This is a genomic window from Roseateles sp. P5_E4 (assembly GCF_054049255.1).
In genome coordinates this window covers 387,327-404,921 of sequence record NZ_JBFUMS010000004.1, presented here as the reverse complement: position 1 = coordinate 404,921, position 17,595 = coordinate 387,327, and the positions used below count along the sequence as shown (strand labels likewise).

Sequence of the window (17,595 nt, the reverse complement as noted above, 5' to 3'; positions counted from 1 at the left end):
AATCAGCTTGATTCGTCAGCAGCAAAGAAGCGAGATTCTAATCTGCTTTTTGCGTCGTCGTCAAGTATTTTCGAAAATTTCTTTCTCGATACTCATCGACTTGCTTTCCTTCACCACCTCCAAACTACTCGCTTTCGCGTTTTGTTCGTCAGCAGCAAAGAGGCGAGATTTTGATCTGCTTTCGCAGCATCGTCAAGTACTTTGCGAAAATTTCTTTTCAGAACTCTTCAGCACCCAACGAACTCTCCAGCTCGCCATCCAGACCTTTCAGCCCAGCTCCACCAACCACCTCACAACCATCCGCCGTTCCCGACAAGCGCTGCGTTGTGATCAGCGAAGCCCACGACTGTAGCATAGGTTTTTCGGATGCGGAAGCCGCGCCAGTTCTTTTACTGGATCAGCAGGCGGGAACGTATTCAATCGACGTTGGCTTGCAATGCTCGCCGTCAGAACGCCGTGAGTCCGGCCGACGACCGCGGACGACCGACGTCAAGGCAAGAGTCAGGCAGTCAGCGGGCGACCGTCACGCCTCTTCGTGGAAAGCTTCCTCGCGCTTGCTCTTGATGGACGGCAGCATGACGACGACGATCATCAGTGCCGCTGCAATCAGCAATCCGGCGGATAGTGGACGGGTCAGGAATGTGCTCCAGTCGCCCCGCGCCAGCAGCAACGCCCTGCGAAGGTTCTCTTCCATCATGGGCCCCAGAATGAAGCCCAACAGCAGCGGCGCCGGCTCGCAGCTCAGCTTGTAGAAGACGTAGCCCAGCAGCGCAAACGCCGCAGTCATATAGACGTCAAAGCTGTTGTTGTTCAGCGAGTAGGTGCCAATGCAGCAGAAGACGACGATGGCCGGAAAGAGAAACCGGTAGGGCACTGTCAGCAACTTGATCCAAATGCCTATCAGAGGCAGGTTGAGCACGATCAGCATCAGATTGCCGATCCACATCGATGCGATCAGCCCCCAGAACAGCTCTGGGTTGCTCGTCATAACCTGAGGCCCCGGCTGAATGCCCTTGATGGTCATGGCACCCACCATCAGCGCCATCACAGCATTTGGCGGGATGCCAAGCGTGAGCATCGGAATGAAAGAGGTCTGCGCACCGGCGTTGTTGGCGCTTTCTGGACCGGCGACGCCTTGGATAGCGCCTTTGCCGAAGGGCACACGAGGATTGCGGACGACTTTCTTCTCCAAGGTGTAGGACGCGAAAGAGGCCAGCAGCGCGCCGCCACCGGGCAACACTCCCAGCACAGCGCCGAGGGCCGTGCCCCGCAGCACCGAAGGCCAGGCCTCCTTGAAGTCTTCCTTCGTCGGCCACAGGCCTTTCACCTCCTTGGTGAAGACCTCGCGATGTTCTTCGGGCTGACCCAGATTGGCGATGATTTCCCCAAAGCCGAACACGCCCATGGCGATGACCACGAAGCCAATGCCGTCAGTCAATTCAGGAACATCGAAGGAGAAGCGCGCCGTGCCGGTGATGACGTCGGTGTTGATCTGCCCGAGCAGCAGGCCAAGCACGATCATTGCAATGGCCTTGATGAGCGATCCCGACGCGAGCACAACGGCGCCGACCAGGCCGAGCACCATCAGTGAGAAATACTCGGCCGAGCCGAACTTGAAGGCCAGCTCGGTCAGCGGCGGCGCGAAGGCCGCGATGATGATGGTGCCTACGCAGCCGGCGAAGAAGCTGCCCAGGCCGGCGGCTGCAAGCGCCGCACCGGCCCGACCGCGGCGGGCCATCTGATAGCCGTCGATGGCCGTCACGACGGAGCTGGACTCACCCGGCACATTGATCAGGATGGCTGTCGTCGAGCCACCGTATTGAGCGCCGTAATAGATGCCGGCCAGCATGATCAGGGCAGGCGTGGCGTCCAGCGTGTAGATGGACGGCAGCAGCATCGCGATGGTCGCGACGGGCCCCAGACCGGGCAGCACGCCGATCAGCGTCCCCAGCACCGTGCCGAAGAAGGCGTACATCAGGTTCTGCAGCGTCAGCGCCGTATGGAACCCAAGACCCAGATTGTTCAGCAGGTCCATGGTGCCCTCAGCCAACGATGTAGATGGGCCAGAGCGGGATGGTCAGCTTCAGGCCAAGAATGAACAGCGCCCAACTGCCGACCGTCAGCACGACGCTGCTGATCAGCACATCGCGCCAGTGGAACTCATTGCCAGCCAGGGCAGACAACGTGATGAGCAACGGCAGCGTGCAGGCCAGCCCCAGGCGAGGCAGCGCGACGCCGAAGACGGCGATGGCGGCGACGATGATGAGCAAAGGGCGCCAGGCAATGGCGCCGATGGGATCGCCGCCTTCTGATTCCAGCGTCAACGCCTTGAAAAGCACGAGGCCGCCCAGCAAGGCCAGCAGGATGCCCAGGCCGAAAGGGAAATAACCGGGGCCAGGTCGGGCCGAGGTGCCGAAGGAGTATTCCGTCGAGCCCCATGCGAACGCCACGCCCACCACCAGGAACATCAGCCCGGACCAGAAGTCCCGCTGGCTTTTGATCTTCATTGCTTGTCGCCTCCGGCGCGCCGCGGACGCGCGTTTTCTTGCCGGTGATTCTGGCAGTCGGGTCGACGCTGCCCGACTGTGGATTACACGTAAGACAAGAGAGACTAGCCTTCCCAGGACGGCGTGCTGCGCAACACCTCCTCCACCGTCGTCACCCCTTCCGCCACCTTCATCGCGCCGGCCAAGCGCAGTGGGCGCAGGCCCTCCTGCATGGCCTGACGACGCAGTGCGGCCAGGTCAGCGACCGAGGCCTTGACGCCTTCTGAAACGGTCAGCAGCTCGTAAAGGCCGGCACGGCCGCGGAAACCCGTATTGCGGCATTCCAGGCAGCCCACCGGCTTGTAGGGCTTGACGCCTCCACCCAGGCGCCAGTGCCGCACCAGCTCATTGAGGTTCTCCCGCGTGACCAGAGGGTCGGGCTGCTTGCAGTGCGGGCACAGGGTACGTACCAGTCGCTGGGCCAGCACACCAATGACGGTGGCGCTGATCAAATAGCTCGGCACGCCCAGATCCATCAGTCGCGTGATCGCCGATACCGAGTCGTTGGTATGCAAGGTGCTGAAGACGAGGTGACCCGTCAGCGCGGCCTGGATGGCCATCTCGGCCGTCTCCAGGTCGCGAATCTCGCCGACCATGATGATGTCCGGATCCTGGCGCATCAACGCACGCAGGCCTTCGGCAAAACCGAGATCCAGCACATTCTGCACCTGGGTCTGGTTGAAGGCCGGCTCGATCATCTCGATGGGGTCTTCGATGGTGCAGACATTGACCTCGTCGGTCGCCAGGCGCTTGAGCGTCGAGTACAGCGTCGTCGTCTTGCCGCTGCCGGTCGGGCCGGTCACCAGGATGATGCCGTGGGGCTGCTTGACCAGGCTCTCCCAGCGGTCGGAGTCGTGCTGGCCGAAGCCCAGGGACGACAGGTCCTTAACGGCGGTCTCAGGGTCGAAGATGCGCATGACCATCTTCTCGCCGAAGGCGGTCGGCAGCGTCGACAGCCGCATTTCGACTTCGTCGCCGGCTGGGTTGCGCGTCTTGATGCGGCCGTCCAGCGGGCGGCGCTTCTCGACGACGTCCATGCGGCCGAGCAGCTTGATGCGCGAGGTCATTGCGCCCATCACCGTCGGTGGCAGCTGGTAGACCGTATGCAGCACGCCGTCGATGCGGAAGCGGATGACACCCATCTCGCGGCGCGGTTCAAGGTGAATGTCCGATGCGCGCTGGTCGAAGGCGTATTGCCACAGCCAGTCGACGACCTGTACGACGCCCTGGTCATTGGCATCGAGCTGCTTGTTGGTCTTGCCGAGTTCGACAAGCTGCTCGAAGCTGGCCACCTGGCTCTGCTCGCCCGCCTTGGCTGCGGCGCGTACCGAACGTGCCAGCGTGAAGAACTCGGTCGTGTAGCGCGCGATCTCCAGCGGGTTGGCAATGACGAGCTTGATGGGCTTGCGCACATGCGACTCGATCTGCGCGACCCAGCTGATGTCGAAGGGCTCGGATGTCGCGATCGTCACGTCATTGAGGCCGAACTGCACCGGCAGGCAGCGCTTGGCTTCGGCATAGCCGATGGACATCACGTCGCCGACGCGGCCCACGTCCACCTTCAGCGGGTCGATGCGCAGATAAGGCAATTTGGCGCGCACTGCCAGCCATTCGGACAATGCGTCCACATCCAGTGGCTTGCCAGTCGACAGGCGCACCAGAGCGGCGTGGCCCAGGCGAACGAGGGGATGCAAGGCGCTATCGCCGGCCGCGAAGCGCTGCTCCGTGCGCTGGACCTGGCTTTCGTCGATGAGGCCATCCTCCTGCAGCCAATGCAGCAGCTGGCGCCATTCCAGGCGGCCTTCAGTCTTCGTGGGGGCAGCCAGTGGCTTGGACTTGGTCGACATCGAGGCTCGGCTTCTCAAAGGGCGTTGAGGATGCTCATCGGCAGCGGCCGCACCAGCCTAAGCCATTTGCGGGCCGGCAACTTGAAGCGTGATTCGATATTAGCTGCGCGCTGCTCCAGGATGTCACGATGTGGCACCTGCACGCCGCGCGCCGCGACGACGACGGTGTTGCCCTCCTTGGTGGGCGCCAGGCTCCAGACCTGGTCCGACCCGAAGGCCTTGGCGATGCGCAATGCGCTGCGCGCAAAGCTCGCGCTGCGGCCGAACAGATTGACCGTCATCAGCCCGCCGTCCGCCAGCACGCCACGGCAGGCGGCGTAAAAGGCCTCGTCGTCCAGCACGGGCGACGCAGCGTCATGGTCGTAGAGATCCACGCTCAACACATCCACCGTCTGCAGGTTGGCGCTGTCATTGACCCAGGCCGCGGCGTCGCCGTTGACGACGCTCAACCGGGCATCGTTGCCCGGCAGACGGAACCACTGCCGGCAGGCGGCGATGACCTCGGGGTTGATCTCCACCGCCGTCGTGCGCATCTTCAGCTGGCCATGGCAAAAGCGCGTCAGCGCCGCGGCGCCCAGGCCGAGTTGCACGGCATGGCCTTCGCCCAGTGCGGCCGGGTCCCGCCACAACATCCAGGCGCACATGCGCTGGATGTACTCCAGCTCCAGCTGATCCGGCTTGCGAATGCGCATCGCACCTTGCACCCAGATCGAGTCCAGGTGCAGAAAACGCACGCCGTCGAATTCGCTCAGCGTCGCCGGGCCCCAGGTCGTTGGCTTGGGCTTCATCGCCCGGCCGTCAGCAGTCTTGTCATAGGCGGGATCCTAGGCCACCAGATACGGCGCCAGCCCGGCCCGCCAGGCGGCGATCTTGTCTGCCAGGCTCAGGCCGGCATGCGCTGGGCTCGTCGACGGCAGTCGCAGCACGGGCAAGGCCACGTCGCCCAGGGCCAGCAGCGTCTGCCGGTGAGCGAGCGCGCCGTTGCAGGCAATCGCGCGCAGCTGCGGCAGCCGGGTGACGAGATCCATCAGATCGCTCGGCTCGGCGGCTTCGATGGCCGTGTCCAGGCTGCCCTCGCGCCGGCAGGCAGCCACGGCGTCCCACAGCGCCACACGGCCGCGGCGCAATGCCTGCAGGCGCTCGGCATAGGGCCGCGTCGCCAGATCCGGTTCGCCCAGCAGCGCCGCCATGACGGGCCAGAAGGCATTGCGCGGATGCGCGTAGTACTGCGCTGCCTGCAGCGAAGCAGCGCCGGGAAAGCTGCCGAGCACCAGCAGGCGGGCCTGGGCGTCAAACACCGGCGCGAGGCCGACAAGACGCTCGATTTCGGGGTTTGGAGGCCTGGCAAACACGGCCGGCAGCTGCGACGATGCGCGGGTTTTCACAGGGAGTGACTCGACATGATGAATACGGAAGCCATCTGGCTGTTTCTCAGCACCCAGGGCGTGGACTTCGGCTTGAAGATTCTCGCGGCCATCGCCGCCTGGGTCGTGGGCCGGTGGCTCATTTCAATCGCGCTGCGTGTGTTCTCGGCGGCGCTGGAGCGCGGCAAGCGCATCGACTCGACGCTGGCCACCTATCTGCGCTCCATCCTCAGCGTGCTGCTGAACCTGGTGCTGATCCTCGCGATTCTGGACATCTTCGGCGTCAAGACCACCTCCTTCGCCGCCTTGCTGGCCGGCGCGGGCCTGGCTATCGGCACCGCCTGGGGCGGGTTGCTGACCCACTTCGCGGCCGGTGTCTTCATGCAGGTGCTGCGCCCTTTTAAGGTGGGCGACTTCGTGCAGGCCGGTGGCGTGACCGGCACGGTGACCGAGATTGGCCTCTTTGGCACGACTATCAACACGCCGGACAACGTGCACACCCTGGTCGGCAACAACACCGTGTTCAGCAGCGCCATCCAGAACTACTCGGCGCAGGCGTTCCGCCGCGTCGACTGCCTGGCCAAGGTCGCCAACAGCGTGGACCCGCTGGACGCCATCGCGCGGCTGCGTCCGGCCATCGCGGCCATTCCCAATGTGCTGGCCAAGCCGGCGCCCGATATCGAGATCCTGCAGTTCACGCCCGAAGGCCCGCTGCTGTGCGTGCGGCCGTACTGCCACACGGACCATTACTGGCAGGTCTACTTCGACACCCACAAGGCCGTCGTCGCGACCTTTGGCGCCGCCGGCTACCCGGTGCCCGAAACGCCCCTCGCGCCGCGCAATCGCTGAACCTGGAGAAACCATGGCTGACCTGACCGCCCGCGTCGCCGGGCTGTGGCGCTACCCCGTCAAGTCGTGCGCCGGCGAAGCCGTCAATACCCTGCTGCTGGACGGCGACGGCTGGCCCGTGGGCGACCGCGGCTGGGGCATCGTCGACGCGGGCGGCGAGCTGACCTGGATGGGCGCGCACCCACGGCTCGCGCTGGTCCACGCCCGGTTGGTGGGCTCGGACCTTGAGTTACAGGCCTTGGGCCGATCGTTGACAGTGCCCGGCGAAGGCGGCGACGCGCTGGAAGTGCGCGGCTGGAACGGCGAACGCCAGGACTTCGACGTGCTGCAGGTCTGGGATGCTGGCGAAGACGCGGCCGCGCTGCTGAAGGCGACCACGGGCGAGCCGCTGCGGCTGGTGCGCTTGAGCATCGAGGCACAGCGCCGGCCCATCCTCAATGCACTGCATATCGTCGGCGAGGGTTCGCTGCAGTCCTGGCAGGACGCCATGGCCCAGCCGCTGAACGGGCCGGCACAGCGTGCGCGACCCAATCTGCTGCTCAGTGCCGAAGACGGCGGCGACCTGCCGCCTTTCATCGAGGACATCCTGATCGAGGCCCGCATCGGCGCACTGACGCTGCGCCGCACGACGGTCTGCGTGCGCTGCGTCGTGCCAACGGTGGACCCGGCGAGCGGCGAACCGCAGCCGGTCGCGCTGGACGCCTTGACCCGGCTCAGCGCCGAGCGCGCCCCGGGCGCACCGGTGCAGTTCGGTGTCTACGCGCGTGGCGACGGCGCGGGGACCCTGCGCATCGGCGACCGCGTGGACCTGTCGCTGAATTTCGGCGAGGCCTGATCAGCCCAGTCGCGGCAGCGCGGCGCGCGCGTTGGCGCTGGTGATTGCCGCCGTCTGCTCAAGCGTCCAGCCGCGCAGCTCGGCCAGGCTTTCGCCAATGCGCGGCAGCTCGGCCGACTCGTTGCGCGCCTGGCCAGGGCTGGCTTCACGCTGCTCGGCCGTCTTGTAGAGCCACTGCGGCGGGATGTCCGGCGCATCAGTCTCCATGACCAGCGCCGTATCCGGCACGCTGGCTGCAATGCGGCGGATCTGCAGGGACCGCTCGAAGGTCAGCGTGCCGCCGAAGCCGAGCTTGAAGCCCAGCTCGATGAAGGCTTGCGCCTGCTGCTCGCTGCCATTGAAGGCATGCGCAATGCCGCCCTGCGTGAAGCCGACACGGCGCAGGCCGGCCAGCAGCTTGTCGGCGCTGCGCCGCACATGCAGCAGCACCGGCAGGCCAGCGCGCTTGGCGAGCTTGAGCTGCTCGACGTAGAAATGCTGCTGGGTGTCGGGGTCGATGCCCTCGACGAAATAGTCCAGGCCGATCTCGCCGACGGCGACGAGGCGCGGATCGGCATGATGCGTCTCCACCGCTTCGGCGAGTTTTTCCAGATCGCCCGCGGCAGCCCCCATCACGCACAGCGGATGGATGCCCAGGGCGTAGCTGAAGTCGTGCTGGATGGCCAGCAGGCGCACCGTATCGAGGTTGTGCGCATCGACGGCGGGAATGACGATCTGCGTGACGCCGGCGGCCCTGGCACGCGCGACGACGGCGTCGCGGTCAGCGTTGAACTCGGCCGCGTCGAGGTGGCAGTGGGTGTCTATCCAAGACACGGTGAATCTCTATTCAAACTTGACGAGGCGAATGGTTTGCACGAACAAATCGAAGGCGAGTGAGATTGCCTCCTTTGCATCATCCTCAAGCATTCGATCGGGATGCAAGTCACCTTCGCGGTAGCGCCGGACAGGGCCTTTCGGATCGTCTGGCGGACGGAAGTGCCCTAGCGGGTTCCGGTGCTCTCGCACCATGTGGGCCCGCTTTATCTGCTCCGCACTCAAGATCCCACGCTCATGTGCCAAGTCAAACAACCGCTGCGTTGACTTCGGGACCTTGTCGTCGCTCAGGCCCAAATGGAGTAGCTCCTCGGTCAGTGTCTGTTCAATGAGCGCAAGGGCCGTCAAGACGACAGCGATGAAGTTGCCTTGTACGAAACAAACTCGCGCCTCCTCTCGAAGACGAAACTGCTCAAATCGCCCGATGAGTACAGGAGGTGCCGTGGGCAGCATTGAGAGCCAAACCAAGCGATCAGCGCGATCGTCTCTAGTGTTGCTGTCCGACTCCGCCAAAGCATCAATCAACTGAGAGCGAAGTTCTGGACTGATCATGCTGGCTCCCTGGGCGTTAACTCACCGGAACACCACCGTGCGGTTGCCGTTGAGCAACACCCGGTGCTCGGCATGCCACTGGATGGCCCGCGCCAGCGCCACGCATTCCATGTCGCGGCCGATGCCCACGAGCTGCTCGGGCGGCATGCTGTGGTCGATGCGGGCGACTTCCTGCTCGATGATCGGGCCCTCGTCGAGGTCGCTGGTCACGTAATGGGCCGTCGCACCGATCAGCTTGACACCACGCTCGTAGGCCTGGTGATAGGGCTTGGCGCCCTTGAAGCTGGGCAGGAAGCTGTGGTGGATGTTGATGGCCCGGCCGCTCAGGTCGCGGCACAGCTCGGGCGACAGGATCTGCATGTAGCGCGCCAGCACGACGAGGTCGATCTGGTTTTCGGCCACCACTTCGCGGATCTTGGCTTCCTGCGCCTGCTTCTGTGCGTCGGTGGCGCCCAGCAGCGGGAAGTGGTGGAAGGGAATGTTGTGCGAGGCCGCGAGCTGATAGAAGTCGCGGTGGTTGGAGACGATGGCCGGGATCTCGATGGGCAAGTGCCCGGTCTGCACGCGGAACAGCAGATCGTTCAGGCAATGGCCGAGCTTGGACACCAGCAGCAGCACACGGGTCTTGCGGGCGCGGGCCACCAGCTCCCAATCCATGTCGAACTGGGCGGCCAGCGGCGCAAACGCGGCCTGCAGTGCGGCCTCCTCGGCCTTGGCCTCGAACTCGATGCGCATGAAGAAGCGCGCATGGTCAGCGTCGCCATGCTGGTGGGAGGTCAGGATGTTGCCGCCTTCGTGCAGCAGCACACCGGTGACGGCATGCACGATGCCGGCGCGGTCAGGGCATGAAAGCTTGAGGATGAATCGCGGGGTCATGCGGTCGTTGCAGGGGCTTGGAACTGGCCCGCCACCAGCAGCAGCTGCCGATCGCAGCGCGCCGCCAGGTCGCGGTCATGGGTGACGAGAACGAAGGCGGTGCCGGACTCGCGGGCGCGCTCCAGCATCAGCTCGAAGACGACCGCGGCGGTGTCGCGGTCGAGGTTGCCGGTGGGCTCGTCGGCCAGCACGCAGGCCGGGCGGGTGACGAGGGCCCGGGCGATGGCCACGCGCTGGCGCTCGCCGCCCGACAGCTCGGACGGGCGGTGCTGCACGCGGTCCTTGAGGCCGACGCGGGCCAGCATCTCGGCGGCCGTTTCGCGCGCCTGAGCAGGCGTCTGGCGGCGGATGCGCAGCGGCATCGCGACATTGTCCAGCGCCGAGAACTCGGGCAGCAGGTGGTGGAACTGGTAGACGAAACCCAGCTGCTGGTTGCGCCAGCGGCCACGCTCGGCCTCATCCATGGACGCCAGCGACCGGCCCATCAGCGTGACGGCGCCCGAGGTCGGCACGTCCAGGCCGCCGAGCAGGTGCAAGAGCGTGCTCTTGCCCGAGCCTGAGGCGCCGACGATGGCCAGCGTCTCGCCGCGCGACACATGCAGGTCCACGCCCTTGAGCACGGTGACGTCCAGGCCGCCTTCGCTGAAGCGGCGGGTCAAGGCCGTGGCCTGAAGAATCTGATCACTCATAACGCAGCGCCTCCGCCGGCTGCACGCGGCTGGCGCGCCAGCTTGGGTAGAGCGTGGCGAGGAAGGACAGGGCCAGGGACACCAGCGCAATCGGCACGATGTCGCCTTGCTGCGGGTCGCTGGGCATCTGGCTGATGACGTAGATGCTGCCGGGCAGGAAGCTGACGTTGAGCAGGCGCTCGATGGTGGGCACGATGACGTCGATATTGCAGGCCACCAACAGCCCCAGGCCCACGCCAGACAGCGTGCCGATGACGCCGGCCACCGCGCCCTGCACGATGAACACGCCCATGATGGAGCGCGGGCTGGCGCCGAGCGTGCGCAGGATGGCGATGTCGCTCTGCTTGTCGGTCACTGTCATCACCAGCGTGGACACCAGATTGAAGGCGGCGACCGCGACGATCAGCGTCAGGATGATGCTCATCAGGCGCTTCTCGATCTGCACGGCGTCGAACCAGTTGGCGTTGGAACGCGTCCAGTCACGCACCAGGATGTCCGGGCCCATGGCGCCCTTGAGTTCGGCTGCCACGCGGCGAGCGTCGTGCACGTCGCGCAGCTTGAGCTGCACGCCGGTCGGGCCACCGGTGCGGTAGAGCTTGGCCGCGTCGTCGATGTGGATCAGAGCCAGGCCCGAGTCGTACTCGTAGTGGCCGGCGCTGAAGGTGCCGACCACATTGAAGCTCCTGTATCGCGGCGAGGCGCCCATCGGCGTGACCTGGGCGCCGGGCGCGACGACGGTGATTTTGTCGCCCACACCCACGCCCAGCTGGCGTGCCAGCTCCGCGCCCAGCACGATGTTCCAGGCGCCGGGCTGCAGTTGGGCGAAGACGCCGTCCTTGAGCTGTGCACCAAGGCCGGTGACCGTCGCTTCCTCGGCCGGCGAGATACCACGGATGATGGCGCCGCGCATGTCCTCGCCGCGCGCGATCAGGCTCTGGCTGGCGACAAACGGCGCCGCACCCATCACCTCGGGGTTCTGCCTGGCCTTGGCCGCCGTGGCCTGCCAGTCCGGCAGCGCCTGGCCTGTGTACTCCAGCAGCTCAATGTGGGCGATGACGTTGAGCATGCGGTCGCGCACTTCCTTCTGGAAGCCGTTCATCACCGACAGCACGATGATCAGCGCCGCCACGCCCAGCGCGATGCCCAGGATGGACACGCTCGAGATGAAGCTGATGAAGCGGTTGCGCCGCCCGCCGCGGCCGGCGCGCGTGTAGCGCCAGCCGACCTGGAGTTCAAACGGCAGGGTCATGAGGCTTTGCAAAGGCGTACGGCATGGGGCCGGGATGGTAACTGGCAGGCCGTGGCGAGAATGGCACCCGACCTCTTCTGGAATCGCGATGAAGCCCTTGTCTGTCCTGCTGCTAGCCTGTCTTCTGACATTCGCCCTGGCCGCCCCGGCCGCGGCCGCGCCCGATCTCGTCATCCTGGTGCGCCACGCCGAGCGCGCCACCGAGCCCACGGGGGACCCCGCGCTGACGCCGGCTGGCGAGCAGCGCGCCCAGGCCCTGGCCCAGGCGCTGGCCGGCCTGCACGTGAACAGCATCCTGACGACGCAGTTCCGCCGCACGCGCGACACCGCCGCACCGCTGGCCAAGGCGCTGGGCCTGCAGCCGCGCGTGGTGGACGCCAAGGGTGCCGCCCATGTGCAGGCGGTGGCCGACGCGGTGCGCGCCCAGACCGGCGTGGTGCTCGTCGTCGGCCACAGCAACACCGTCACGGCCGTGCTGGCAGCGCTGGGCGGCCCGAAGCTGGCGGACCTGTGCGAGACGAGCTTTCATCACGCCTTCTTGCTGCAGCCAGCAACCGAGCCGCCGCGCTGGGCGCAGTTCAGCTATGGCGCGCCAAGCGGAGCGCCCGAAGCGAACTGTCTCTAGTGCAGCATCTGCTCCACCTCGGCCGCCGGGTCGCCGGTGGCGGCGATCTTGGCGGCGAGCAGGTCCAAGTCCAGATGCAGGTGCTCGATCAGCTCGGGCACGGCCACCTTCAGCGCATGCACGGGCTCGTCATGGTGCTCGGCGGCATCCGCCAGCACCTCGGCCACATGCAGCACGGCCGCGATCAGCGAGAAGGGGCGGATCTCCAGCGGCGTGTTGGCGTCCTTGAAGGCCTCCACCATCGCCTGCGGGAAATGCCAGTGCGCAGCCAGCGACGCGGTCACGTCGGCATGGGTGCAGCCGAAGCGGTGCTCCTCCAGCGAGAAGCGGCTGCCGGGCTCGGCGGCATGGGTCTCGACGTCGGCCACCAGATGCGGCTCGTCCAAGGCCATCAGCAGCTGGCCGGTGCGCAGCATCAGCCCCGCGAGGTAGGCGGTGTCGGCCGTGGCCGCATCGGCGCCCAGCATGCGGGCCAGGATGCGCGCGTAGTTGGCCGTGGCGACCCCGTGGCGCCAGAAGGTGGCCCGGTCCAGACCCTGGACCTTGGGAAAGGCACCGCTCAGGCAGGCGGCCATGGTGAGGTTGCGCAGCGTCTCCAGGCCCAGCGCATGGGCGGCGTCAATGACGGTAGCGATCTGGTGCGCGGGGCTGTAGTGCGCCGTGTTCGCCAGGCGCAACACCTTGGCGGTCAGCGCTGCGTCCTTCTCGATCAGCGCGGCGATCTGCGAAATGCCGACGTTGTCGTCGTCGAAGCTCTTCAAGAGCCGCGAGGCCACCTCGGGCATGGTCGGCAGGGCGTTGTGCCTGACGAAGAAACGTTCGGCAGCTGCACTCATCTTTGACCTCCGGGGCGATGACAGTCGGGCCAGTCTAGGACGAAGGCCGCGGACTCGCCACGGACTTCACGTCAGGGCCTGTTAACACCACGGCAATGGGCCGCGAAGGCTAGCCGCCAGGGGCCAATCAAGGCGCAGCGCGCCGCCCGCACTCATGTGCGGGCCAGCGGTGCAACGCCGAGTGGCCCCTGGCGGCTAGCCTTCCCTTCGGGTTGCGGCCGGAAAGGCCGCGCGCGGCGTTGCAAAATCCTCGCCGGGCACCCAGCCCGGCTGCGATTTGCGCCTTGCTCGCGGCCTTTCTGGCCACAACGCGGCCCGTTGCCGTGGCGTTAACAGGCCCTAAACGATCAGCAATGCGCGGAAGTCATTCACATTCGTGAAGCTCGGCCCCGGGACGAGCAGGTCGCCCAGCGGCGCGAAGAAACTGGCGCTGTCATGCGCGTCCAGCAGGGCCTGCGGATTGAGCCCCAGGGCGCGGGCGCGGCCCAGGCTGCTGGGAGTCAGCAAGGCACCGGCATGGGGGCCAACACCGTCGATGCCGTCAGTGTCGGCGGCCAGCGCATGGACGCCGGGCTCGCACTGCAGGGCCAGCGCACAGCCGAGCAGGAACTCGGTGGCGCGGCCGCCTTTTCCAATTGCGGCCGCGGGCCGGCTCGGGTCGACGGTCACCGTCGTTTCGCCGCCGGACAGGATCACGCAGGGCCTGGCAAAGGGCTCGCCGCGGCGTGCGACGGCGCGAGCGAGCGCCGCATGCATGCCGCCGACCACGCGCGACTCGCCTTCGATCTCGTCGCTGAGGATGTGGGCGGCGATGCCCTGCTCGCGGGCAAAGGCGGCGGCCGCCTCCAGGCTCATTTGCGGCGTGGACAGCATGACGAGTTCATGGCCGGCTTGGGCGAAGTCACCGGGCTTGGGCGTCTCGAAGGTGCCCGACTCGAGTCCGGCGCGGGCGGCGGCGGGCAGTTCGATCTTGTAGCGCCGGCAGATGGCCAGCGCATCGGCGCAGGTGGTCGGGTCGGCCACCGTCGGGCCGGAGGCGATGACGGCCGGGTCGTCACCGGGCACGTCGCTGATCGCCAGCGTCAGCACCCGCGCCGGCGCGCAGGCCGCGGCCAGCCTCCCGCCCTTGACGGCCGACAGATGCTTGCGCACGCAGTTCATCTCGTCGATGGCCGCGCCGCTGTTCAGCAGGGCGCGGTTGATCGCCTGCTTGTCGGCCAGCGTCAGGCCGGGCGCGGGCAGGCTCATCAAGGCGGAGCCGCCGCCGGAGATCAGGCAGATGACCAGGTCGTCGGCAGTCAGGCCGAGGGTCAGGGCCAGCAGCTTCTCGCTGGCGGCCAGGCCGGCGGCGTCCGGCACTGGATGAGCCGCCTCGACGACCTGCAGCCGGCGCGGCTTGTAGTTCGGCGGTACATGGCCGTAGCGGGTGATGACGAGGCCCGACAGCTTGGCGTCGGCCGGCCAGGCGGCTTCCAGCGCCTGGGCCATGGAACCGCCCGCCTTGCCCGCGCCTAGCACCAGGGTGCGGCCCTTGGGCGGCGGCGGCAAATGCGCCGCCAACACCCGCCCGGGCAGCGCGCGCGCGACGGCCACGTCATAGAGCTGCCGCAGCAGCGCACGCGGGTCCAGGCTCATGCCAGGCTCATGGCTGCCGAGCCCAGCGGCCGATCAACGCGCGCTCTTCTTCCGTCAGGCCGGTCGCGTTGTTCAGCGGCATGGCGCGCTGCACGATGACCTGCTGGTAGATCTGGGCCTTGTGGGCGCTCAGGCCCTCGGCCGAATCCAGCCGCACGCCCTTCTGCGCCACCTCGCCGGTATGGCAGGCCAGGCAACGCTGGGCGGCGATCGCCTGAACCTGCTCGAGCGTGACCGGCGCGGCCGCGGCGGCCTGCGGCGCGGGCGCCATTCTGACGATGAGCCCACCGATGAGTAACGCTGCCAGGCCCAGCGAATCCCAGCCGTTCACGCCCTTGTGCCGCTTCACGAAGAAGATGCGGATCGACACGCCCGCGGCCATCAACACGCACAGCACCAGCCAGTTGTCCGGCCGCTGGTACAGCATGCCGTAGTGGTTGCTGAGCATGGCGATCAGCACCGGCAGGCCGAAATAGGTGTTGTGGACGCTGCGCTGCTTGCCGCGCTGGCCGTAGATGGGGTCGGGCTTCTGGCCGGCACGCATCTGCGCGATGACCTTCTTCTGGCCCGGGATGATCCAGTGCGCCACGTTGGCCGTCATCATGGTGGCCAGCGTCGCGCCAACGATCAGGAAGGCCGCGCGGCCGGCGAAGAGATGACAGGCCAGCCAGCTCTCCAGCGCGACAAAGGCGGCGACGACGGCCATCACGCGGCCGTCATGGCCGATCTGCCCATCCTTGGTGCGGCCGAGGGCCTGGCAGGCGATGTCATAGACCGCCGAGCCGACGACCAGGAAACCCAGCGCCGCCACCACGGCCTGCCAGGGCGCGCCCCAGGTATGGACGCGCGGGTCGATCAGCATCTGGCTGGCATTGCACAGGTAGAGCACGACGAACAGCGCAAAACCGCTCATCCACGTCCAGTAGCTCTCCCAATAGAACCAGTGCAAATCCTGCGGCAGGTTGGCCGGCGCCACCATGTACTTCTGCGGGTTGTAGAAGCCGCCGCCGTGCACGGCCCAGAGTTCGCCGTCCACGCCCTTGGCCTTGAGGTCATCGGCGGTCGGCCTGACGAGGTGGTTGTCCAGCCAGACGAAGTAGAAGGACGCGCCGATCCAGGCGATGACGGTGATGACGTGCAGCCAGCGCAGCAGCAGGCTGGCCCAGTCGAGGAGGTAGATATCCATGAGCGGTGGTGTTCTCGCACGGCCCCACCACGGCGGGTGCTGTGGGGCCCAGGGGTCGCGTCAGCGCAGGCTCAACGCCTCCGACACCGCTGCGACAGGGCGGAAGTGTATGCAGCAGCGGCGCCTTGGCGTCAGCCCTTCTTGAACCCGACGTAGGCCACGCCGATCACCGCACCGCGGCCGTCCTTGATCGGGCTGTAGCAGGCATCGAACCGTTTGCCCAGCACTTCCACTTCGCCGCTGAAGGACTGGCCCCGGCTGATCGTCTCGTAGGCCTTGGCTCGCGCCAGCGGCGTACCCACGCCGCGCGTGCCCTCGGGCGTGAGCACATTGGTGCTGATGCGCACGAACTCGTCGCCGGACTTCACGAACACCGTGGCCGTGGCACCGGTCTTTCGCTTGAGGTCGTCCACCAGCTCGTAGTCGTTGTTCAGCTTGCGCGCGCCGAAGTAAAGGCCGGGCACCTGCTTGCCGCCTGACGTTTCAGTGCCCCGGAGCTCGGGCGCACCGAGTTGTGCCAGGCGCGCCTGCATGTCGGCGATGAGGGCCTGGGGGTTGCCGGCCGCGTGCAGCCGGAAGAACGCAACGGCGCCGACGAGTTGCTGCGCCTGATCGCGCAGGCTTTCGGCGGCGGCGGCGCTCTGCTCCACCAGGGCGGCGTTCTGCTGCGTACTGCGATCCATCTGGCCGACGGATTCGCCCACGTCGTTCACGTGCCTGGCCTGCACGGCGCCAGCGGCGCTGATCTCGTTGACGATGCGGTCCACCTTCTGGATGGCGTCCACCACCTGCTGCATCGTCTCGCCCGCGCCGTCCACCTGCCGCGAACCCTGCTGCACCTGCTCGCCGCTGTCGGCAATGAGCTGCTTGATCTCCTTCGCGGCGTTGGCACTGCGTTGCGCGAGGCCACGCACTTCGCCGGCGACGACCGCAAAGCCTCGGCCCTGCTCACCCGCGCGAGCCGCCTCCACCGCGGCATTGAGCGCCAGGATGTTGGTCTGGAAGGCGATGCCGTCGATGACGCCGATGATCTCGGCGATGCGTGCCGAGCCGTGGCTGATGGCCTGCATGGTGTCCACCACCCCGCCCACCGCGGCACCGCCGCGCTCGGCCACGCCGCAAGCCGTCGTGGCCACGCTGCTGGCATCGCGTGCATGGTCCGCACCGAGCAGCACCTGCTGGCGCAGCGTCTCCATCGCGCCCGCCGTGCGCTGCAACTCCGCGGCCTGCAACTCGGTGCGGTGGGAGAGGTCGGTGTTGCCGGTGGCGATTTCGGCGCTGGCCATGGCCACGCTCTCGGCACCCTCGCGCACCTGAGCGACAACCGTGATGAGCCGCTGCTGCATCTGCGCCAGACCCGCCATCACGCTGGCCTGGTCGCCGGGTTTGACGGGCACGTGGTGGGTCAGGTCACCTTGGGCAACATACTGCAGTTGCTGCGCCACGACGCGCGGCTCGCCGCCCAGCTCGCGCAGCAGCGCACGCGACAGCACGACGGCCAGCGCCACGACGGACAGGAGGCTGGTGATCAGCAGGCTCCAGATGAGTGCCTGCCCCAGCGATTGCAGCGCCGCCACGCCGAGCGCCACCGTCAGCATGACCAGCCAGCCGAAGGCCAACCCAAGCTTGTGCGCGGTCGACAGTCCGGCCCGCTTCTCGTTCAACGCCATGTCAATTCTTCGTGCACGCGCCA

Annotated in this window: 18 protein-coding genes; 4 read left to right on the top strand and 14 right to left on the bottom strand. The window is 66.8% G+C overall.

What is annotated here, in order from left to right; all coding sequences use genetic code 11:
* Positions 1–352: hypothetical protein (locus tag ACXJLH_RS11090; protein ID WP_457444057.1), on the top strand; the 352-nt coding region annotated here is incomplete at its 5' end.
* Between the two features lie 171 nt (positions 353–523).
* On the opposite strand, the gene ACXJLH_RS11085 is transcribed toward ACXJLH_RS11090, so the two are convergent.
* The 5 genes from ACXJLH_RS11085 to ACXJLH_RS11065 all read right to left on the bottom strand — a co-directional run bounded on the left by ACXJLH_RS11085 (position 524) and on the right by ACXJLH_RS11065 (position 5,778).
* Positions 524–2,035, bottom strand: coding sequence for a tripartite tricarboxylate transporter permease (locus ACXJLH_RS11085; protein ID WP_457444055.1), 1,512 nt, complete (start codon positions 2,033–2,035; stop codon positions 524–526).
* A gap of 7 nt (positions 2,036–2,042) precedes the next feature.
* Positions 2,043–2,507: a tripartite tricarboxylate transporter TctB family protein gene (locus ACXJLH_RS11080; protein ID WP_457444054.1), complete on the bottom strand. Its 465-nt coding sequence runs from the start codon at positions 2,505–2,507 to the stop codon at positions 2,043–2,045.
* Positions 2,508–2,611: 104 nt separating this feature from the next.
* Positions 2,612–4,393 carry a GspE/PulE family protein gene (locus ACXJLH_RS11075; protein ID WP_457444052.1) on the bottom strand — a complete coding sequence of 594 codons (1,782 nt, stop codon included), beginning with the start codon at positions 4,391–4,393 and terminating at the stop codon, positions 2,612–2,614.
* 14 nt (positions 4,394–4,407) lie between these two features.
* Complete coding sequence (locus ACXJLH_RS11070) at positions 4,408–5,181, bottom strand: spermine/spermidine synthase domain-containing protein (protein ID WP_056192699.1); 774 nt, start codon at positions 5,179–5,181, stop codon at positions 4,408–4,410.
* Between the two features lie 36 nt (positions 5,182–5,217).
* On the bottom strand, positions 5,218–5,778 hold the full coding sequence (locus ACXJLH_RS11065) for a DNA-deoxyinosine glycosylase (protein WP_457444050.1): 561 nt from the start codon (positions 5,776–5,778) through the stop codon (positions 5,218–5,220).
* Between the two features lie 18 nt (positions 5,779–5,796).
* On the opposite strand from ACXJLH_RS11065, the gene ACXJLH_RS11060 reads away from it, so the two are divergent.
* On the top strand, positions 5,797–6,606 hold the full coding sequence (locus ACXJLH_RS11060) for a mechanosensitive ion channel family protein (protein ID WP_056193115.1): 810 nt from the start codon (positions 5,797–5,799) through the stop codon (positions 6,604–6,606).
* Between the two features lie 13 nt (positions 6,607–6,619).
* On the top strand, positions 6,620–7,441 hold the full coding sequence (locus ACXJLH_RS11055) for an MOSC domain-containing protein (protein ID WP_457444048.1): 822 nt from the start codon (positions 6,620–6,622) through the stop codon (positions 7,439–7,441).
* On the opposite strand, the gene ACXJLH_RS11050 is transcribed toward ACXJLH_RS11055, so the two are convergent.
* Genes ACXJLH_RS11050 through ACXJLH_RS11030 form a run of 5 tightly spaced genes read right to left on the bottom strand, consistent with a single transcriptional unit; the run spans position 7,442 to position 11,620 of the window.
* Complete coding sequence (locus ACXJLH_RS11050) at positions 7,442–8,254, bottom strand: TatD family hydrolase (protein WP_457444047.1); 813 nt, start codon at positions 8,252–8,254, stop codon at positions 7,442–7,444. It abuts the gene before it with no gap.
* A gap of 9 nt (positions 8,255–8,263) precedes the next feature.
* Positions 8,264–8,806 (bottom strand): hypothetical protein, encoded by a 543-nt coding sequence (locus ACXJLH_RS11045; protein WP_457393627.1) that lies wholly within the window; start codon positions 8,804–8,806, stop codon positions 8,264–8,266.
* 21 nt (positions 8,807–8,827) lie between these two features.
* On the bottom strand, positions 8,828–9,682 hold the full coding sequence (purU, locus tag ACXJLH_RS11040) for a formyltetrahydrofolate deformylase (RefSeq protein WP_457444045.1): 855 nt from the start codon (positions 9,680–9,682) through the stop codon (positions 8,828–8,830).
* On the bottom strand, positions 9,679–10,371 hold the full coding sequence (lolD, locus tag ACXJLH_RS11035; protein ID WP_457444043.1) for a lipoprotein-releasing ABC transporter ATP-binding protein LolD: 693 nt from the start codon (positions 10,369–10,371) through the stop codon (positions 9,679–9,681). The genes purU and lolD overlap by 4 nt, the downstream gene beginning before the upstream one ends.
* The gene (locus ACXJLH_RS11030) at positions 10,364–11,620 is read right to left on the bottom strand and encodes a lipoprotein-releasing ABC transporter permease subunit (protein ID WP_457444041.1); all 1,257 of its coding nucleotides are present in this window, start codon (positions 11,618–11,620) and stop codon (positions 10,364–10,366) included. The genes lolD and ACXJLH_RS11030 overlap by 8 nt, the downstream gene beginning before the upstream one ends.
* Before the next feature lie 88 nt (positions 11,621–11,708).
* Between ACXJLH_RS11030 and ACXJLH_RS11025 the strand changes: the two genes are divergently transcribed.
* Positions 11,709–12,245 carry a histidine phosphatase family protein gene (locus tag ACXJLH_RS11025; RefSeq protein WP_457444039.1) on the top strand — a complete coding sequence of 179 codons (537 nt, stop codon included), beginning with the start codon at positions 11,709–11,711 and terminating at the stop codon, positions 12,243–12,245.
* On the opposite strand, the gene ACXJLH_RS11020 is transcribed toward ACXJLH_RS11025, so the two are convergent.
* The 4 genes from ACXJLH_RS11020 to ACXJLH_RS11005 form a co-directional block, all read right to left on the bottom strand.
* Positions 12,242–13,081, bottom strand: coding sequence for an HDOD domain-containing protein (locus ACXJLH_RS11020; RefSeq protein WP_056192721.1), 840 nt, complete (start codon positions 13,079–13,081; stop codon positions 12,242–12,244). The genes ACXJLH_RS11025 and ACXJLH_RS11020 overlap by 4 nt on opposite strands.
* Positions 13,082–13,420: 339 nt before the next feature.
* Positions 13,421–14,716, bottom strand: coding sequence for a glycerate kinase type-2 family protein (locus tag ACXJLH_RS11015; protein WP_457444037.1), 1,296 nt, complete (start codon positions 14,714–14,716; stop codon positions 13,421–13,423).
* A gap of 7 nt (positions 14,717–14,723) precedes the next feature.
* Positions 14,724–15,902 (bottom strand): urate hydroxylase PuuD, encoded by a 1,179-nt coding sequence (locus ACXJLH_RS11010; RefSeq protein ID WP_457444035.1) that lies wholly within the window; start codon positions 15,900–15,902, stop codon positions 14,724–14,726.
* Between the two features lie 131 nt (positions 15,903–16,033).
* A complete protein-coding gene (locus ACXJLH_RS11005; RefSeq protein ID WP_457323490.1) occupies positions 16,034–17,572 on the bottom strand; it encodes a methyl-accepting chemotaxis protein in 1,539 nt (512 codons plus the stop codon).
* Positions 17,573–17,595 lie beyond the last annotated feature (23 nt).